General features: G+C 61.3%; 21 protein-coding genes. 10 read left to right on the top strand and 11 right to left on the bottom strand.

What is annotated here, in order from left to right; all coding sequences use genetic code 11:
- Window positions 1-36 precede the first annotated feature (36 nt).
- A complete protein-coding gene (locus NKF26_RS19050; RefSeq protein WP_253234740.1) occupies window positions 37-420 on the bottom strand; it encodes a hypothetical protein in 384 nt (127 codons plus the stop codon).
- A gap of 551 nt (window positions 421-971) precedes the next feature.
- A complete protein-coding gene (gene rocF / locus NKF26_RS19045; protein WP_253226260.1) occupies window positions 972-1,892 on the bottom strand; it encodes an arginase in 921 nt (306 codons plus the stop codon).
- A gap of 148 nt (window positions 1,893-2,040) precedes the next feature.
- On the opposite strand from rocF, the gene NKF26_RS19040 reads away from it, so the two are divergent.
- The 9 genes from NKF26_RS19040 (at window position 2,041) to NKF26_RS19000 (ending at window position 8,466) form a co-directional block, all read left to right on the top strand.
- Window positions 2,041-2,574, top strand: a complete 534-nt coding sequence (locus tag NKF26_RS19040) for an Rrf2 family transcriptional regulator (RefSeq protein ID WP_066146514.1) — start codon at window positions 2,041-2,043, stop codon at window positions 2,572-2,574.
- 123 nt (window positions 2,575-2,697) lie between these two features.
- Window positions 2,698-4,068: a hypothetical protein gene (locus tag NKF26_RS19035; protein WP_253234739.1), complete on the top strand. Its 1,371-nt coding sequence runs from the start codon at window positions 2,698-2,700 to the stop codon at window positions 4,066-4,068.
- Window positions 4,069-4,070: 2 nt separating this feature from the next.
- Window positions 4,071-4,343 carry a C2H2-type zinc finger protein gene (locus tag NKF26_RS19030; RefSeq protein WP_253226402.1) on the top strand — a complete coding sequence of 91 codons (273 nt, stop codon included), beginning with the start codon at window positions 4,071-4,073 and terminating at the stop codon, window positions 4,341-4,343.
- A 112-nt stretch (window positions 4,344-4,455) separates the two neighbouring features.
- Entirely contained in the window at window positions 4,456-4,932 is a 477-nt protein-coding gene (locus NKF26_RS19025; RefSeq protein ID WP_253226258.1) for a GNAT family N-acetyltransferase, read from the top strand.
- 76 nt (window positions 4,933-5,008) lie between these two features.
- Entirely contained in the window at window positions 5,009-5,383 is a 375-nt protein-coding gene (locus NKF26_RS19020) for a DUF555 domain-containing protein (protein ID WP_253226257.1), read from the top strand.
- Between the two features lie 44 nt (window positions 5,384-5,427).
- Entirely contained in the window at window positions 5,428-5,967 is a 540-nt protein-coding gene (locus NKF26_RS19015) for a CBS domain-containing protein (protein ID WP_253226256.1), read from the top strand.
- Window positions 5,968-6,069: 102 nt separating this feature from the next.
- The gene (locus NKF26_RS19010; protein WP_253226255.1) at window positions 6,070-6,645 is read left to right on the top strand and encodes a metal-dependent hydrolase; all 576 of its coding nucleotides are present in this window, start codon (window positions 6,070-6,072) and stop codon (window positions 6,643-6,645) included.
- A 76-nt stretch (window positions 6,646-6,721) separates the two neighbouring features.
- The gene (locus NKF26_RS19005; protein ID WP_253234738.1) at window positions 6,722-7,873 is read left to right on the top strand and encodes a low temperature requirement protein A; all 1,152 of its coding nucleotides are present in this window, start codon (window positions 6,722-6,724) and stop codon (window positions 7,871-7,873) included.
- Between the two features lie 71 nt (window positions 7,874-7,944).
- Window positions 7,945-8,466, top strand: coding sequence for an N-acetyltransferase (locus NKF26_RS19000; RefSeq protein WP_253226253.1), 522 nt, complete (start codon window positions 7,945-7,947; stop codon window positions 8,464-8,466).
- A gap of 20 nt (window positions 8,467-8,486) precedes the next feature.
- On the opposite strand, the gene NKF26_RS18995 is transcribed toward NKF26_RS19000, so the two are convergent.
- From NKF26_RS18995 to NKF26_RS18965, 7 genes are all read right to left on the bottom strand, one after another.
- Complete coding sequence (locus NKF26_RS18995; RefSeq protein WP_253226252.1) at window positions 8,487-8,903, bottom strand: hypothetical protein; 417 nt, start codon at window positions 8,901-8,903, stop codon at window positions 8,487-8,489.
- 168 nt (window positions 8,904-9,071) lie between these two features.
- Window positions 9,072-10,046 (bottom strand): phosphoribosylformylglycinamidine cyclo-ligase, encoded by a 975-nt coding sequence (purM, locus tag NKF26_RS18990; protein ID WP_253226251.1) that lies wholly within the window; start codon window positions 10,044-10,046, stop codon window positions 9,072-9,074.
- Window positions 10,047-10,493: 447 nt separating this feature from the next.
- A complete protein-coding gene (locus tag NKF26_RS18985; RefSeq protein WP_253234737.1) occupies window positions 10,494-11,138 on the bottom strand; it encodes a metalloprotease in 645 nt (214 codons plus the stop codon).
- The gene (locus NKF26_RS18980) at window positions 11,135-12,853 is read right to left on the bottom strand and encodes a TraB/GumN family protein (RefSeq protein ID WP_253226249.1); all 1,719 of its coding nucleotides are present in this window, start codon (window positions 12,851-12,853) and stop codon (window positions 11,135-11,137) included. The genes NKF26_RS18985 and NKF26_RS18980 overlap by 4 nt, the downstream gene beginning before the upstream one ends.
- 78 nt (window positions 12,854-12,931) lie before the next feature.
- Complete coding sequence (locus NKF26_RS18975; protein WP_253226248.1) at window positions 12,932-13,162, bottom strand: HalOD1 output domain-containing protein; 231 nt, start codon at window positions 13,160-13,162, stop codon at window positions 12,932-12,934.
- Between the two features lie 146 nt (window positions 13,163-13,308).
- On the bottom strand, window positions 13,309-13,653 hold the full coding sequence (locus tag NKF26_RS18970) for an ArsR family transcriptional regulator (RefSeq protein WP_253234736.1): 345 nt from the start codon (window positions 13,651-13,653) through the stop codon (window positions 13,309-13,311).
- Between the two features lie 46 nt (window positions 13,654-13,699).
- Entirely contained in the window at window positions 13,700-15,310 is a 1,611-nt protein-coding gene (locus NKF26_RS18965) for a bacterio-opsin activator domain-containing protein (protein WP_253226246.1), read from the bottom strand.
- Between the two features lie 83 nt (window positions 15,311-15,393).
- Between NKF26_RS18965 and NKF26_RS18960 the strand changes: the two genes are divergently transcribed.
- The gene (locus NKF26_RS18960; protein ID WP_066146472.1) at window positions 15,394-15,873 is read left to right on the top strand and encodes an acyl-CoA thioesterase; all 480 of its coding nucleotides are present in this window, start codon (window positions 15,394-15,396) and stop codon (window positions 15,871-15,873) included.
- A gap of 54 nt (window positions 15,874-15,927) precedes the next feature.
- Here the strand turns inward: NKF26_RS18960 and NKF26_RS18955 are convergent, their stop codons facing one another.
- Both NKF26_RS18955 and NKF26_RS18950 read right to left on the bottom strand, forming a co-directional pair.
- Window positions 15,928-16,266 (bottom strand): hypothetical protein, encoded by a 339-nt coding sequence (locus tag NKF26_RS18955; RefSeq protein ID WP_253226245.1) that lies wholly within the window; start codon window positions 16,264-16,266, stop codon window positions 15,928-15,930.
- 192 nt (window positions 16,267-16,458) lie between these two features.
- A complete protein-coding gene (locus NKF26_RS18950; RefSeq protein WP_253226244.1) occupies window positions 16,459-17,673 on the bottom strand; it encodes a DUF4397 domain-containing protein in 1,215 nt (404 codons plus the stop codon).
- Between the last annotated feature and the right edge of the window lie 118 nt (window positions 17,674-17,791).

Genomic DNA, 17,791 nt, shown 5'->3' with positions numbered 1-17,791 from the left:
CGTTTTCAGTCGAAACGACGATTTTTCGACTCGGGATCAGTCGTGCAGAACCAGCGAGTGAAGCGCGGCGACGGTCGGCGTGAAACACGTCGGGTCGGAACTCGTCCCGACGAAGACGCCCTCGTTCTCCATCGAGTTCCACACCAGAAAGTGGGTCGAGTTCTCGAAACTGCGAATCGTGAAATCGAGGTCGCCGAGGAGGTGTGTGAGTTCGTCGTGGTCGTGGGGAACGATCTGTTCGTCCACGACGACGTCCACGAGCGTTCGGATTTCCGCCGGTGTGAAACTCTCTTGGACTCCTTCGTGAAGATACGATACCGAGTAGTCAGCGTGGACGAAATCGCCGTAAAACACACCGTGAATGTCGTCGCCGAGTTCGGTTTTTAGCTCGTCGGCCAATCGATTCACTCGTTCTCGCATGACTTCCGATTTTTCCGGTGGATAATAAATTAGCGCGTTTTATCGCCGAAATGTTGGAAGAATCGTAGATTCCCGGGAGTTTACCCAGTTCTTGGCATTCGCTCGCGGCGGACGCGTCCGCCGCGAGCGTTCGAATCGCGCCCGTCAATCAATACAACTACCGGAGCGACGAAATCTGCACGACTGCCAGTAACTCGAATTTTCACAACCGCCCGAGATCAGCAAGCGACACAGTCCACTGTGTTGTAAAATTGACACATCCACAGACAACAGCCGGTGACACATCCGCCAGTCGCTAGCAACTCCACCGAAAGACCTCCGGTCTTTCGAGCCATCAAAATCGCGACGCGATTTTGAGATACCGGAAAATCTTCGATTTTCCGGGCCGACGACCCCGAAGTAGGATGAGGAGTGTCTTCCTGAACGTAGTGAAGGAAGGCCAGGAAGTCGCATGCCCGCACAGCGTAAGCGAGCAGGAACGTCTTCCGTTGCTTTTGGTCCAGATTTTTATCGAGGGTCGCGGAGCGACCCTCGCAATAAAAAGGTGGGTTCTAGAGAATGCGCTTCCCGAGCGCGCTCGCCGCCAGTTCGGTGCAGAGCGCGGCGGTTTCGTTGTGCTCGTCGAGAATCGGGTTCACTTCCACGAATTCGAGCGAGCGGAGGATACCATCCTCCCTGTTGCGCGTCGCCACGATTTCGAGGGCGGAATGGGCTTCACGGTAGCTGACGCCGCCGCGAACGGGCGTCCCGACGCCGGGGGCTTCCTTGGGGTCGAGCCAGTCCATGTCGAAACTGACGTGGATGCCGTCCACGCCGTCGGTGGCGATGTCGATTGCTTCCTCCACGATTTCGGTGATTCCGTGCTCGTCGATGTCGGACATCGTGAAGGTCGTGACGCCGCTCTCGCGGATTGCATCGACTTCGGTGTTGTCCACGCTTCGAAGCCCGACGAGGACGACGTTTTCGGCGCGCAGGCCGGGCGCGTTCGCCCAGTCAGTGTCCGCGAAGTCGTCCACCGCGAGCGCGCCAGCGAGCGGCATGCCGTGGACGTTCCCGCTCGGGGAGGTCTTCGGGGTGTTGAAGTCGCTGTGCGCGTCGAACCAGATGGCACCGATTTCGGCGTCGCGGGCCGACCCGCCGAGGGTTCCCATGGCGATGGAGTGGTCGCCGCCGAGGACGAGCGGGAAGGCGTCGTCTTCGATCGCGCCTGCCACCCTGTCGGCGAGGCCTTCGCACGCGTCCGCCGTCTCGCGGAGGAATTTGGCCTTTCCTTCGTTCGGCTCGTGCGTTTCCGGATCGCGCTCCTCCGCGCGCGGGACGCTCAGGTCGCCGGTGTCGATGGCGGTCACGCCAGCGTCGGCGAGTTCCTCGGCCAGTCCGGCGTAGCGAATCGCGGACGGCCCCATGTCCACGCCACGTCGGTTCGCGCCGTAGTCGACCGGTGCCCCGATGATTTGGACGGGTTTCGTCATACTAGAATGGACGAGGTGGGGGGGTTTCAAAGGCAACATTTCGGGCGGATGGATTGGTATTTATACCTGGAGTTTCGACAGATAACAGACAGCGATTCTCCCGGCATATTCGGCGGATTTAAGGAAATCAATTACCAAGTTTCCTCTAATGTCTAGTATTGAGTTGACGCCTAGTCAGGAGACGATACTGACGGCACTCGTAAATCTCCACCGTGAGACAGAAGATGCGGTCAAGGGCGAGGACATCGCCGAAGAAGTCGACCGCAACCCAGGAACGATTCGCAATCAGATGCAGAGTCTGAAAGCGCTCCAACTCGTCGAAGGTGTTCCCGGCCCGAAGGGCGGCTACAAGCCGACCGCGACGGCCTTCGAGGCACTCGACACGCAAGAACTCGACTCCGCCGCCGAGGTGCCACTTACCCACAACGGCGAGGAAGTCGAGCAGAGCAACATCGAGGAGATCGACCTCACGAGCGTGCACCACCCCGAACTCTGCCGCGCGGAGATCCACCTCCGTGGCTCCGTCCGTGATTTCCACGAAGGCGACGCGGTGAAGGTCGGCCCGACGCCGCTCTCGAAGCTCGTCGTGGAGGGACGCGTCGACGGCAAGGACGACACCCGGAACATCCTCATCCTGAAGATCGAGGGGATGGAAGCGCCGACGGAAGAACCGAACCACTGAGTTCGGGAGCGATTCGAACGGGTTCGTATCTCACACGTTTGAATCTCACACGTTTTTCATTTCTTTGACGCCTGCGGTCCGCTTTCGGAAACTATTATCGACCGACGCACTCTAGTTCAATCGATGCATCGCCGAACACCGATTCGGTACACGACTCGCGCGGTCGCCGCGCTGTGGCTCTTCATTGCCCTCTCCGGTCACGCGCTGGCACACGGGGCGAGTATCGAGGGTTCATCGAAATCCCTGTCCGTCCCCCTCTGGTTGTTCATCCTCACGAGCGGCGGCGTGGTGAGCGCGTCGTTCCTCCTCGCCAGTTTCATCACCGACAGAAGCTTCATCCGTGAGATTCACGACTGGCAACGATTCACGTCGTGGTCGGCAGACACGGTCATTCACGCGACGAAAGCCATCGGCGTCCTCGTTCTGCTCGGAATCATCGCCGCCGGATGGTACGGTCCGCCCACGTCGCGCGAAAACATCGCCATCATCTTCGTCTGGGTCGGGTGGTGGGCCGCGTACACCACGACGGTGTACATCTTCGGCAACACGTGGCCCGCGCTGAACCCGTGGCGAACCATCGGAAACCTCCTCCCCTCCCTCGACGTTCACTACCCCGAGCGATTGGGCGCGTGGCCGAGCGTCGTCGGACTGCTCGCGCTCATCTGGCTCGAAGTGCTCAGCCCCCTCGCCAGCGAACCCAAGATGTTGGCCGATATCATCGTCGCGTACTCGCTCATCACGCTCGCGGGAACCGTCGTATTTAACACCGAAAGGTGGTTCAGCACTGTCGATCCCGTGGCCCGCGTCTTTCGCTACTACGGGCGGGTCGCCCCGTTCCGCCGAACCGAGTCAGGGTTCGAGTTCCAACTACCGGGTGCGCGGTTGACCGAGACGAAGTACGTGACGGGGATCGACGAAGTCGCGTTCATCATTTCTATCCTGTGGGTGACGACCTACGACGGGTTCGTTTCGACGCCGCTCTGGGCGGACATCGAAGGCGCGGTGACCGGTGCCGGAGTGCCACGACACGTCACCTATCTCGCGGCGCTGCTCGGTGGGTTCCTGCTCTTCCTCGGCGCGTATCGACTGGCCGCGCGATTGGCCCATAACACGGCGGACACCTACCTCACCACCTCGGCGATCACCCGGAAGTTCGCGCCGTCGCTCCTGCCGATAGCCGTCGGGTATCACCTCGCCCACTACGTGGGTTACTTCCTCTCGCTCTCTCCCACCCTCTTGGGAATGTTGTCGAACCCGATCAACCCGCCCCAACCGATCATCATCGTCCTTCCGCCGTGGTGGAGTGCGGTCAACATGGCGTTCATCCTGATCGGCCACCTGCTCGCGGTGTGGGTGGCCCACGCCACGGCGTACGACGTGTTTCCGAGCAGGATGCAGGCGATACGGAGCCAGTACCCGCTCGTCGCCGTGATGATCCTGTACACGATGACGAGCATGTGGGTCGTTTCGCAACCGACGATCACACCACCATGACCATGACGATAGCGACAGACTACCACGTTCCGTCCGGCGAATCGGCCTACGAGTGTGCCTACTGTGGTTGCCCGTTTCGGAGGGAGGAGTATCTGGTGCTCCACCGCGGGTTGCAACACGGGGACGAACTCACCGAGGGCGAAGTCGAGGAATTCTACGACACCTACGAGGAGGAGACGGAGGAACTCAAACACTTCCGTCTCAAGGCGCTCGGCGTGCTCGTCCTGCTGTACTTCGGCTTCCTGTTCATCTACGCCATCGTCGGCCTGTCGTAGTCGAACGAGGGGACGATGGATGGAGATTCGAGACCGACCGTATCCCGCTTCCGAATAGTAGGCTATCGCCTGCATCCGAACTGTTAGGGTCCCATCCGTTGTCACCTGTTCTATGCTTTCGATTCGCTCCGCGACGGAGGCCGACGCGAAATCGATTCTCGACCTCCGGAAGGCGTCCATTCGGGCCTTCGGACCGGAGGGCTACCACGACGAACAGGTGGACGCGTGGGCCGCCCAACCGCTCGGAGTGGCACCGTATCTGGAGTCGATCCGTGACGAATCGAAGTACGTTATCGTCGCGGAGGAGGACGGTGAGGTTGCCGGGTTCGGTCGTCTCGAACTCGATACCGGCGTTCTCTCGGCGGTGTACGTCCACCCGGAGTACGCGCGGAACGGTCTCGGGTCGTCGCTGCTCTCGCATCTCGAATCCGTGGCGCGAAACGTGGGGTTGGATTCGCTCTCCCTGCACGCGTCGCTGAACGCGGCCGACTTCTACGAGGCGAACGGGTACGAACGGATCGAGACGGTCGAACACGAGGTGTTCGGTGGCGTCGAACTCGCGTGCGTCGAGATGTGGCGGGACCTGTGAAACGATTGGTCATCGAACTGCCCGGTTCCGACCGCCAAACCAAAAGACACGAAACCCTCCGGTGTTTGGTTCGAGTATGAGCAATTACCTCGTTGCGATGGAGGCGGCTTGGTTGGTACGCGATGTCAACGACATCGACGACGCCATCGGCGTCGCCGTCAGCGAAGCAGGAAAGCGGCTAAATCAGAAGAACATGGACTACGTCGAAGTCGAAGTCGGCGCGACGGGGTGTCCTGCCTGCGGCGAACCGTTCGATTCGGCGTTCATCGCGGCCCACACCTCGCTCGTCGGTCTCGTCCTCGAAATGAAAGTGTTCAACGCCGAAGGCGAGGAACACGCCCAGCGAATCGCGAAGAGCGAAGTCGGCGGCGCGCTCCGCGACGTCCCGCTGTCGGTGGTCGAAACCATCGAATTCGGCGAGGACGAGGATATCGACTTCGGCGACGAATAAACGGTCCGAACGATTTATACCATAACCATTGGTAATTTCTAGGCATGGAACTCCCGACACCCCAAGATCTTCGGGAACACCGAACCGATTTGGGACTCACGCAGAGTGAACTCGCAAAGCGGGCCGGTGTCTCACAACCGCTCATCGCCCGGATCGAGGGCGACGACGTGGACCCGCGACTCTCGACGCTCCGACGAATCGTCAACGCTTTGGAGGAATCCGAGGGCGACATCGTTCGTGCGAACGACCTGCTCCACAAATCCGTCGTCAACGTCGGCCCGTCCGACACGGTGAGCGAGGCAGTACAGAAGATGCAGGATGCTGGCTACTCCCAACTCCCCGTCATCAAGGAGGGCGTTCCGGTCGGTTCGATCAGCGAAAGCAGCCTCGTCCACGTCAACGAGGACGCCCGCGACGAGGCCGTCCGTGAGTTCATGGACGAAAGCTTCCCGACCGTCTCGAAGTCGGCCACGCTCAACGAAATCAGCAACCTCCTCGACCACTACAAAGCAGTCATGGTGACCGAAGAGGGCGAAACCATCGGCATCGTCACCGAAGCCGATATCGCGGCTCGACTGTCCTAACGCGAATTGGGGTGTCTTCCGGTCGCAGTCGCTTTTTCGGTCGTGTCGAGCGATACCGTTTCTCACCATAGACGTATCTTCGAAGCGGACGTACGGCGAACCATGTGGCCGTGGGAATCCGCGATTTTCGCCTATCTCTGTTATTCCGCGTTCGTTCACGTTCGTCATCACGAACCACCGGGCGGTACCGCGATCGTCGTCGCCGCTGTCGCCTCGGTCGTCCCCGACCTCATCGACAAGCCGTTGAGTTGGCAGTACGGCGTCTTTCAAAACGGGTATGCGTTCGGTCACTCGCTGTTCACCAGCATCCTCGTGATCGCCGTCGCTCACGCGCTCGCGCGGCGAACGACCCGTCCCCGACTGGGACTCGCGTTCGGTATCGGGTTCCTCTCGCACAACGTCGGTGACGCGCTCGAACACATGAACGAGGGAATCCGGTACGGTATCGAACACATGCTCTGGCCTGTAGTCGTGCTCCCACCCGACCACGACGCGGGGTTCACCGGGACGGTCGGGCAACTCCTCGCCGAGTATCGGGCCCACCTCGTCCATCACGACTTCACGTCGTACTTCGTCCTCGTCGGAGCGATTTCGGCGTGCACGTTGCTGCTCTGGGCGTACGACGGCTTTCCAGTCTTGCGCGAGCTAGTCGTGACGGTCCGTCGCGCGGTTCGATAGTTCGAAACTGCCACTTCTCCCATCGCAATTATGCCCCCGCAGGTTCTCGTTCGGGACGAAAAAAAGTATGTCAACGATGAGCACAAGTGATGTCGAGTCCGTGGACGAGGTACAGCACGACGGGGACGTCACGCCACTGGAGTTGTTCTTCGATTTGGTGTTCGTGTTCGCCGTCACGCAAATCACGGGCTTTCTGACGAATCACCTGTCGTGGCCGGGCGTCGTTCGCGGAATCGCCCTACTCGCCGTGGTCTGGTGGGCGTGGGTCGGCTATTCGTGGTTGACGAACGCCATCCCGGCCGAGGAGATCCTCCCCGAGCGGTTGGTCATCCTGTTGGCGATGGCGGCCATGCTCGTCGTCGCGCTGACGATTCCGCGTGCGTTCGGCACGGACGCGGTATTTTTCGCCGTCGCGTACTTCGTCGTTCGCGCGTTGCACGTCGTCCTCTACGGACTGACGACGCCGCCGGAGACCCGGAAGGCGATACTCCGACTCGCACCGGGATTTTTGGGAGCGCCCGTCCTGCTCATCGTCTCCGGGTTCGTCGGGACGACGCTACAGGCGGCGCTGTGGACGACCGCAATCGTCGCCGATTACGGAATCGCACGATTTCGGGGCGTCGAAGGGTTTCACGTCCAAGCGAGTCACTTCGTCGAACGCCATCGACTCATCATCATCATCGCGCTCGGCGAATCCATCGTCGCCATCGGCGTCGGCATGGCCGGGTTGACGATCACCCGGCGACTCCTGCTCGCCGTCCTCTTCGGGTTCGTGCTCATCGCGACGCTGTGGTGGCTCTACTTCGATTACATCACGCTCGCCGCCGAACGGCGATTCGCCCGGGCGTCCGACCGCGAGCGGGCGATACTGGCGCGCGATTCATACAGCTACATCCACCTCATGATGATGGGCGGCATCATCTTCGTCGCGCTCGGCATCGAACAGACGCTGGCACACCTGAACCAACCGCTCTCCGCCATCCCTGCCGTCGCGCTCTGTGGCGGCGGAACGCTCTATCTCTGTGGTCACAACGCGTACCGGTTCCGCGACCACGGCACCATCAGCGTCGCGCGGGCCATCGTGGCAATCGTCGCGGTGCTGTTGATTCCGGTGATGATGGTGGTACCCTCCTTCGTCGGTCTCGGCCTGCTCACCGCGCTGCTCGTCGTCCTCGCCGCCTACGAGACGATTCGCTCGGAGGACCGACGACGGCTTCGTTCACGTTGAACGACGGCTTCGCACGAACTGAGACTCCGACTCCGCGACAGTTTTTTCATCGGTCTCGCTGACGTTTTCGCATGGGCATCGACGTCCGTCCGGCGACGCGGGAGGACACCGACGGAATTCAGCACGTCGCGGAGCAGGCGTGGCATTCGGCACACGCCCCGATAATCGGGACCGAGACGACCGACGAGTTCCTCGAACGCTACTACGACGCCGCGACGTTCCGCTCGTTGGTCGAGGACGACGATTCCATCCTCGGCGTTGCAGCGGACGACGGGAAAACGGGGGACGAGAAAACGGAGGCAGACGTCGTCGGGTTCGTCGGCGCAAGTCCAACCGACGGCGATTCCGCGACGTTCGATCTGGGGCGCATCTACGTGCTCCCGGGAAGATGGCGCGAGGGAATCGGCGGCCGACTGCTTTCACACGCCGAGCGGATGGTCGCGGAGTGCGGCGGCGAGCGAATCCAACTCGGCGTCATGGCCGAAAACGAGCGTGCCATCGAGTTCTACGAGTCGGCAGGCTACCGCCGCGACGAGAAGTTCTACGACGAGCGCATTGACACGTCGGGGTACGTGTACGTGAAGGAGTTGTGAGAGTGCAATGAGCGGCGGAATCAACAGATGGCGTAGGTGATTCCGACCGACCCGTCCTTCTGTACCTGTATATCGACGTTCCCGTAGCACGCGTTCGTCTTGGCCGTCGTACACTGTTCGTACCCCGTGTCGCTCGAACTGGTATCGAGGATTTGGGCACAGACGCGGAACGTCTCTACGTTCGTCGTCTCTGCCTGTTCGAGATTGTACAGCGCGGCCGTGTCCCCCGGCCCGATCTGTCGAGTGGTCGAGAAGACGGTTTCGTCGGCCGCCTTCCGGACGATCCAGACGTGAATCGTCCGCTCCTCGTCGTACCTGTTTTCGAGCCAAATAGTGTGATCCGAATCGAACGATTGTACCCCTGACCCCATCACACACCCCGAAATAGCGAACATACCGGCGGAACCGAGCAGAGCGCGACGGGTCAGGTTGGGCATGACAAAAACCCACACTCAAATTAAATAAAGATTCTGGTAATACCGCTTCGGAGACGTAGCAGTTTCACGCCGTGAGGATACGACTTGGCAGCGATTCAGCTGGTGTCGGTTCTCCCACCTGCAAGTTTGCCCCGACCGAATCCCCTCAGAACGAAACCCGTCCGGACGTCAGTTCAGGCTCAGGCCACGAATCTCGACGCTCTCGCCCTCTTCGACGGTGCCGATGATCCGGCCGTCCGTCTCCTCGACCAGCGATTCGGCGTCGTCCTCGGGAAGCGCGACGACGAAGCCGGTTCCCATGTTGAAGGTGCGGTGCATCTCCTCGTCGGAGACGTTGCCCTCCTCCTGTACGAAGTCGAAAACCGGCTGGACCGGGAACGGATCGGTGATTTCGTACTCGTGCTCGCCCATCCGCAGGAGGTTCGTCCATCCGCCGCCGGTGACGTGAGCGGCGGCGTGCACGTCACGTTCGCGGAGTGCGGGAAGCAGGTAGGTGTATAGCCGCGTCGGGGTGAGAAGCTGTTCGCCGACGGTACCCTCGCCGTCCGGGAATTCGTCGTCGTAGTCGTGATTCTTCGTCGCGGCTTTGCGGGCCAAGGTCAGGCCGTTCGAGTGGATGCCGTCGGATTCGAAGCCGACGACGACGTCGCCGACCTCGGCCTCGCCGGGGAAGATGGCGTCCTTCGGCGCGAGTCCGGCACAGGCACCCGCCAAATCGAGGCCGGAGATGACCTCGGGCATGACGGCGGTTTCGCCGCCGACGAGGGCGACGCCCGCCTCTTCGGCACCCGCCGCGAGTCCTTTGCCGACCTGTTCGGAGAACTCCTCCGTGGGTTCGTCCACGGCGAGGTAGTCCACGAACGCGACGGGTTCGACGCCGCTGGCCACGAGGTCGTTCGCGTTCATGGCGATGCAGTCGATGCCGACCGTGGAGTAGTCGCCCAGCGCCTCCGCGACGAGCAGTTTCGTCCCGACGCCGTCGGTCGCCAGCGCGAGATACTGGTCGCCGATGTCGAGCAGTCCAGCGTAGTCGGTCGTGTTGTCGATGTCCGAAACCGCGCCGACGAGGGCCGCCGTCGCCGCCTCGCTCGCGTCGATGTCTACCCCCGCGTCAGAATAGGTGAGTTCCTCGTCCTCGCTCATGGTGGAACGCGTGTCCCGGGTGAGTAAAGGTTTGCTGTTCGCGGGTTCGCTCACACGGACGGTTTCGATGAAGCTAGTCATTTTGAGATGGATTTGATGATTTTGTGAGTACAGTTACTGAGAAGCAGATCCCGAAAGCCCCTGTCCAGTCGCTACGAACAGCGGTGTTCAGATAATTTGTGAGTGCAGTTGCTGAGAGGTACACCGCTTCGAACGTTCCTGCTCGTTCGCTACGAGAAAACATTGCAACTACTTCTACGGCAACTACTGGAAAACAGACCGCCCGGAAAGCCCCTGCGAGCGGGCGGGGGCTTTCTGGGCCTTCTTCGTAGTCGCTGCGGTCGCAAAACCAGAATAGTCACGTCGTTGTGAGTGTGTGGGGGGGTTCAAGGTCGTATTCTCGCTAATTGCAAACCCGCCAAGCCCATCCCGTCATAACGAACCGCGTCACATCACGAACAAGCCGAACAGCGCCAGCAACACGCTCGGAATCAGCGCCGCGATGAAGACGACCGTACTCCACCGCTTCACCTGATTTCCGTCCAACGGTCCCCACGGGAGCATGTTGAAGCCCGCGAGGATGAAGTTGATCTGTGCGCCGCGGTAGCCGATGCGCGTTACGATGTCCGGCCCGACGAAGATGAGCGGGAAGAAACACACGCCGAGGACGATGTTCGTCATCGGTCCGGCCAGCGCGATGAGGCCGTTTTCGCGCTCCGTGACCCCGCCGGTGTGGTACACCGCGCCGGGTGCGGCGAACAGGAAGCCTGCGAGCGCACCGACGATGGCGAACGCCAACATTCGGTAGTCGGCGCGGAACTCGGCCAACTGACCGAATCGAATCGCCACCACCTTGTGTGCCAACTCGTGGAGCAGGAACCCGACCCCCGCGGTGAGCAGCGAGACGCCGAACGCCTTCACGAACACCGACGTCGAAAAGGACACGCCGGGACGCAACAGCGACTGCCCGAATTCGGGGTCGAGAAACAGCGTGAACGCGACGCCGAGCGCAACCCACGCGACCAGCAGGTCGCGGATTTCTATCGGGCTGAACCGGACGCCCCCGCCGGTACTGTTCACACCGCTGCTCACGACAGCACACCCCAGATGATGTCGGCGCTGTTGTGCGCGCCCTGGACCATCAGTCGCGTGATTTCCGCGACGCCACCGACTTGCGGCCCGAGGAACGGCAGGACGACGAACGGGAAGAGGAACGTCGCGATCATACTCCCGATGTTCGTCATCGCCACGATGGCGATGAGTCGGAACAGCGGTACCTCGAGCATCTGGTTCATGATGTCCCCGAGGGGCAACTCCTCGTCGCTCATGATCTCGTTGAGTGTGGCGATGTCGGCGATGTTGACTTGCGTGTATTTCAGCTCCATGTAGCCCGAGAACCAACCGGGCGCGAGGAGCGGGTTGATGCTGGTCAACCACGCAATCGCGCCGCCGACGAGTGCGCTGACCCAGTGTGCACCGGCGAGTTTCGCCAGTCCGAAGGCGAAGATGCCGTTGAACAGGAACCACGCCGCGAACACCTCGATGAGGAACGTGTGTCGCACGCCCGCCATCGCCAGCAGGATGAAGAAGGCGAAGAACGCGACCGTGATGAAGTAGCCGAGCAGTTTGAACAGCGAGAATCGATTGCCTTTCTCGGTGCCGACCAGTGACTCCATCGGTGGAAGGGTACTCGGGTTGTCCAGATATCCCTGAATCCCGGCGCGGTGACCCGCGCCGACGACGGCGATGACGTCGTGGCCCGCCTCCCGAAGCGTGACGAGTTTGTGTGCGATGAACGCGTCACGCTCGTCGATGAGGGCTTCCGCGCCACCGGGTGAGAACCGACGGAACTCCTCCATCATCGCCGTGATCACGTCGCCGTCGGTCAGATCCTCGATATCGAACTCCTCGTCGAGTTCCTCCTCTTCGACGGGGGCGCTTCCGAGGAAGAACCCGCCAAGCATCCCGAGGACCATGCCGATACCGACGCCGATGACGAGCGACGTCAGGATTCGGAGCACGACCGCGCCGATTCCGGCGAGCGTGCCCGCACCGACGAGACTGATCGCGCCGACGCCCGCCGCCGCACCGGCGACGATTCCGAGCACCAATCCGCCGCCGAGCGCGAGGTCGATTCGTCGCGTCATCCCCATGGAGAGCGCGAGACTTCCGAGCACTAGTCCGGCGAACGCGCCACCCGCGAGGCCACCGACGAGTTGGAATGCGCCGGTTCCCGCGCCGAAGGTCAGTGCTCCGTTCAACCCGAGAAGCGGCGAGAGGAAGACGCCGAAGATCATGGCGAAGAAGACGCCGAAGACGGCACCACCGACGAGGCCAATAGTGAGCGGGTCGGTCACGCCGAGGGCGAGACTGCCCACCATTCGTAGCTTTTCGCGGACGCTCATCCGCGCCCAGAAGCGCTGAATCGTCATCTGAATGTCGCGGTCCACGAGTGCAACGCCGCTACCGTGCCGTTCCGCGGCCTCGATAGCGGCCTTCATGTCCGCACCGGGTTGGATGTCGAACTCCTCACCCATCCGCGCCTGCACGTAGGACAGCATCCAGTACGCCAAAAACTGAAAGACGGTGTTTCCGTGGAGTAAATCCGATGGGTCGAGGTCCTCCGCGACCTCGCCCTGCATCTGCCGGTATCGTCCCTCGTCGAGTTCGACGGCGACTATCTCCGGTTGATCCACCTCGATGGCTTCTTCGACTCGTTCGACGCTTTTTTCAGAGACGTGGGCCGTTCCGACTACTCGTATGTTTCCCTCGCCGCCTCCGGATGACGGCGGGCGCTGGTCGGTCATCACTCTCCGTACTCTCTCGCTATTTTTACCAGTATCGATGACAAGGCAATTTTTCTACGCGCTCGGCGGCGAATCGAACTAATCGGCGACGTGGACGAGGACGCGGCCCTGGCTCTCGACCACGACTTCGTACTCCTCGTACATAAACGAGATTTCACCTGTGACGGACCGAAGCTGGCCGTTACCACGGGGACCGAAGACGGATTCGAGGGCATCGACATCAACGACGTGGTGAAGCGGTGGTAGCTCTTCAGGTGATCGACCACTCACCGACGACATCGTCTCGACGATAGTCTGAACGAGTGTCATTTCGCCACCCCACGAGTACTGGGCCGACGCGACTGGATCGGATGTTCCTTTCAACACGGATTGATTCACTCATGGACATATTATATCGACTCGCATGCGATTATGCGTTCAATAGTTGAGTTTTTAAAAGGGGTCTGATATTGAGATTACTGCTGGACATCTCGTTCGACGACGTTCAACAGTTCGTCGTACTCGTCGGGGAAGTCCGCGAATTCGACTGACTCCCTCACTTGGTCCCAGTCGACGATTCCGACACGATCCAGCAACGGGAGATGAACGTGAACGAGTGCGATGTGTATGTGGTCGGCATCGCCGTCGAGGCGGTCGGCGAGGTCCATCACGGAAAGAGGGTCGTCTTCACGTCGCAGGAGAACGACCGCTTCGCGCCGAGTCGGTTCCGAGAACACCTTGAAGAGCGTGTCGAGAGAGGAAGGGGACGTCTCGTCCAATCGTACACCGTCGTTTTTCCTCGGCAGAGTATCGATTGTCATACCAGAGATCAACCACCGAACGGCATTGAGTGGGAAGGCTAAACGATTAGTCCCGATCCCGCTCGTCGAAGATTCCCGAGAGTACCTTTCGCTCGGCGAGTCTGAGGTGTTTGTGTAAGGTGGGCGGAGCGATGTCGAGCGATTCTGCGAGTTCCTCCCCGGTGCTCCCGCGTGGCCAGTCGTAGTACCCGGCTCGATACGCCGTCGTGAGGACCGTTCGTTGACGCTCGGTGAGTCGGTCTTCGAGCGTGTCGCGGAACCGGGCGCGCGTTTCCGTCGGCTGTTCGATCGTCTGTCGGGAGATGAGTTCGGAATCCTCGAACACACTAGTCATGGCTTTGACGACTTCGCGGACGTTGCCCGTCTCCGGCATGTCGACGGTAACGCGTGCGACCCCGTCCTCCGCAGTTGCCGACCGGATGATACCGCCGTGGTTCGTCAGCACTGAAAATGCCATCGGCTCGTCGTAGCGTATCTCCAGCAGGCATTCGTCCTCCCGCTCGCTGATCCCTCGAAGATGCGTGACGCCGAACTCCCGACAGAAGTCGAGGACACGCTCGGGATCGGCTCCCTCTATCGAGGCGTACAACAGCATGGCTCCGTCGGGATGCAATATCGCGTCCTCGAACCGAGCGACACAGTCCAACTCCTCCGAAATAACGGTGAAGAGGTATTCGTCATCCGAGAACTGGAACGTCAGTTCGATGGTTCGGTCGCCCACGAGCGCCAACCGGGTTTTGACCGCCGAGAGCGCGTAGCCGACCATCTCACCGAGTTCTTCCAACACGTCACGCTCCGGACCCTCGAACGCGAACGGGCGGTCGGAGTACACGCCGAGGACGCCGTAAACGGTCCGGTCGTGGACCAGCGGAACGAACGCCATCGACCAACGACCGGTGTCCGAAACGGGACCCTCCCAGTCGTGCACTTCCGTCGTGGCGTCTCGTACGACCTGCACCGAGCGCGTTCTGGTCGCTTCCACGGCTTCACTGTCGGAATCGATGAAGTCGGTCTCTCGAAGGTTCTCGGCGTACTCCCCGTCGATACCCGCCCATACTTCGGGCGTGAGGGTTTCGAGTTCGGGGTCGAAACGGGAAATGAGCGCAAACCGATACGGTTCGGCGGCCGCGATGCGGTCACACACGGCTTGTTCGATCCCTTCGACCGTGTCCGCGCGGACGACGGCGCGGTCGATGCTTCGAACGACGGCGTTGATGTGGCGGAGTTGTGTCAGTTCGTCGCGCTGTGCCTTCAGCGCGGCGTCCCGTCGCTTTTTCCACGAGGTGTCGCGGGTGACGCCGACCGTGCCGAGGAACTCCCCATCGGACAGCACCACGGAAAAACGGATTTCACACTGGACTTCCTCCCCGCTCGCTCCCTGAAGCAACAACTCGGTCGTTCGAACTCCATCCGGGTCGCTCGACAGCAGATCCGCGATTTCGTCTTCGAGGCGTCGCACGTCGGCATCGTCCACGAGAAGTGAGACGTGTTCCCCGAGCAGTTCCTCGCGGTCGTAACCGGTCGTTTCGGTGACTGCGTCGTTGACCGCGACGAAGCGACCGTCGGGGTCGAGTTGATAGATCCCATCGCCGATGGCTGACACGACTTTTTCGGTCGCCAACAGTTTCGATTCCGGCTTCGTCCGCTCCCGGCTCATTGGGGTACTAGCGGTCGGCGACGCGCATAACTCTGGCGCGCAAAACTGGGACGAACTAAGTACGACGCCCGAGAAGTGGGCGTATGGCAGACACGGCGACGTTGATGGATTCGTACACCGAGATGACCGAACTGCTCCTGCCGAACGATACCAACAACCTCGACCGGGCACTCGGGGGAGCGGTGCTCCACTGGATGGACATCTGTGGCGCGATCTCGGCGATGCGATTCTGCGGGAACCAGTGTGTCACGGCGTCGATGGACCACGTGGATTTCATCTCGCCCATCGACCGCGGCGAGGTCGCCGTCGTGGAGGCGTTCGTCTTCGATACCGGCCGGACGAGCATCGACGTGAAGGTGGACGTGCACGCGGAGGACCCGCGCAAGGGGATCAACCGCGAAACGACGACGTCGTATTTCACCTTCGTCGCGCTGGACGACGACGGCAAGCCGACGCCCGTCCCCGAACTCGAATGCCCCGACGAAAACCAGCAGGCGCTTCGTGACACCGCCCGCGAGGAGCGTATCGAACAACTCCAAAGACTCGTCGAACGAATCGACTGAGGCGTGGTTTCGGTCGAGCGCCGTGATCGGAACCTGGAGAACGAAACGGGCGACTCAGTCGGGGAACTGGGTTCGCCGACGAGCCGAGCGGAACGCACCGACGCGTGAGAGGAGTCCGTCGGCGAGTACGACGATGGCCAGCGACGTCCCCGCAACCATGGCGAAGAGACCTCCGAAATAGACGCCAGAACTGGTGAAAACGGCCGAGTAGAACGCCCACAGGCAGACGAGCAAACAGGGGACGGCGAACAGTGCGAGCACCACGTTGACGGGCGTGGTGACGTACGCGGCTCGAATGACGATCAAAAACGCGAGCAGTAGCGGAAGCCCGACGAACAACGACAGCGATAGGATCGGTTCGGAAAGCGGGAGAACCGATGCGACCGAATGCACGAATCGTCCCGAGACGGGAACGAAGTCGAACACCCCGGTTACGAGCGCGGCAGTCAGTGCGATACCCGCCGCGACAGCGTACGGGCCGTATCCGATAGCTCGACGTCCGCTAATCTATCAAGTATCTTACTCAACGCATTTATTCTTATCCACGAGTGTGACGCCCACGAATCCGAAAAAACGGCGGATGGTCTACTTGCTGGTGGTCGTGGTAGTGGTCGTGGTGGTCGTGTTCTCCGCCATCGTCGTCGTTTGCGAGGTGGTCGTCGAGGCGGTCGTCGTGTTCGTAGGCGGTGTCGTACTCGTCGTGTTCATCGACGTGGTTTCCGGCGTGGTCGTCATCGTGCCTGTCGAACTCGTCGTTTGTGGCGTCGTGGATGTGGCTGTTGTGGCTGTTGTGGTCGTTGCGGTCGTCGTCGCTGTAGCCGTCGTCGGCGTGGTCGTCACGTTCCCCGCTGCCGTAAAGTCGGTGACGAGGATGAGGTCGAACGGCCTGTCCGGCGTCCCCTGCGGGACGAGGTCGTGGTCGACGTATCCCGCCGCGAACGCGGAGTAGGCGGTACTCTCGTTCAGCGTGACGTTGAACGTCTTGAGCACCGTTCCGTCGTCGTTCGCGGTCGCGGGACGGACCTCCAGCGTGTAGTTACCTGCCGGGACTTCCTTGTACGCCGTCGCGTTGCGGAACGACACGTTGTCGAACAACGTGGTGTTGGTCCCTTTGACGGTCACGTCCACCGGTCCCGCTCCGATGGCTTCGTGGACGAGGCGGACGGAGGCGTTCCCCTGTCCGGGCGCGGTGAAGTTGTCCTCGTACACGACCGGCTCGAACGCGTTATCACCGCTTCCCGAGAGCAACCCGGTCGCCGCGACGGTGTAGTTCGTGCCCGCGTCGAACGTCACGTTGTCCGAGGAAACGACGGTGCTCGGGTCGCCCGCGGCGGTGATCGTCACGTTGTGCTCGCCTGCCGGGAGACTCGTGTAGTCCGAGACGTTCCCGTAGGACAGGTTGGAGACGGCCGTCTCGTTGTCCACGAGGACATCGACCGGCGGTGCGTCCGGCGACATGTGCGCGACGCGAACCTGTGCGTTCCCCGTTCCGTTCGACGTCGTCGTTCGACTCGTGGCGGTCGTTTGGTTCGCCGTCGTCCGACTCGTGGTTTGGTTCGCGGCAGTCGTCATCGTCTCGTTCGCCGTCGTCGTGGACGTCGGTGCCGCAGTGGCCGTCCCGCCCATCGCAGTCGTCGTATTGGTTGTCGGTGTCGCGTACGTCGTTCCATTCCCCATCGTCGTTTGGCTCGTCGTCGTACCGCCGCCGCTGGCCATCGCCCCGATACCGGCGAACCCGGCACTGACAGCGAGTAGCGCTGCGACGAGCGTGACTCCGAGTGTGCGTGTCGTGTCCCTCATTCCGGATCGTTCGTCGGCAGGAACGTGGATAAATCTCCCAGACCGTCCACGCGTGTAACGGCTGTTTTCGGGGACGTAACTTCGATTTCCGGCGATTCGTCGCGGTCGAAATCCATAC

The sequence above is a fragment of the Haladaptatus sp. AB618 genome (assembly GCF_024136965.1).
Lineage (GTDB): Archaea > Halobacteriota > Halobacteria > Halobacteriales > Haladaptataceae > Haladaptatus.
This window is presented reverse-complemented; position numbering and strand designations above follow the sequence as displayed.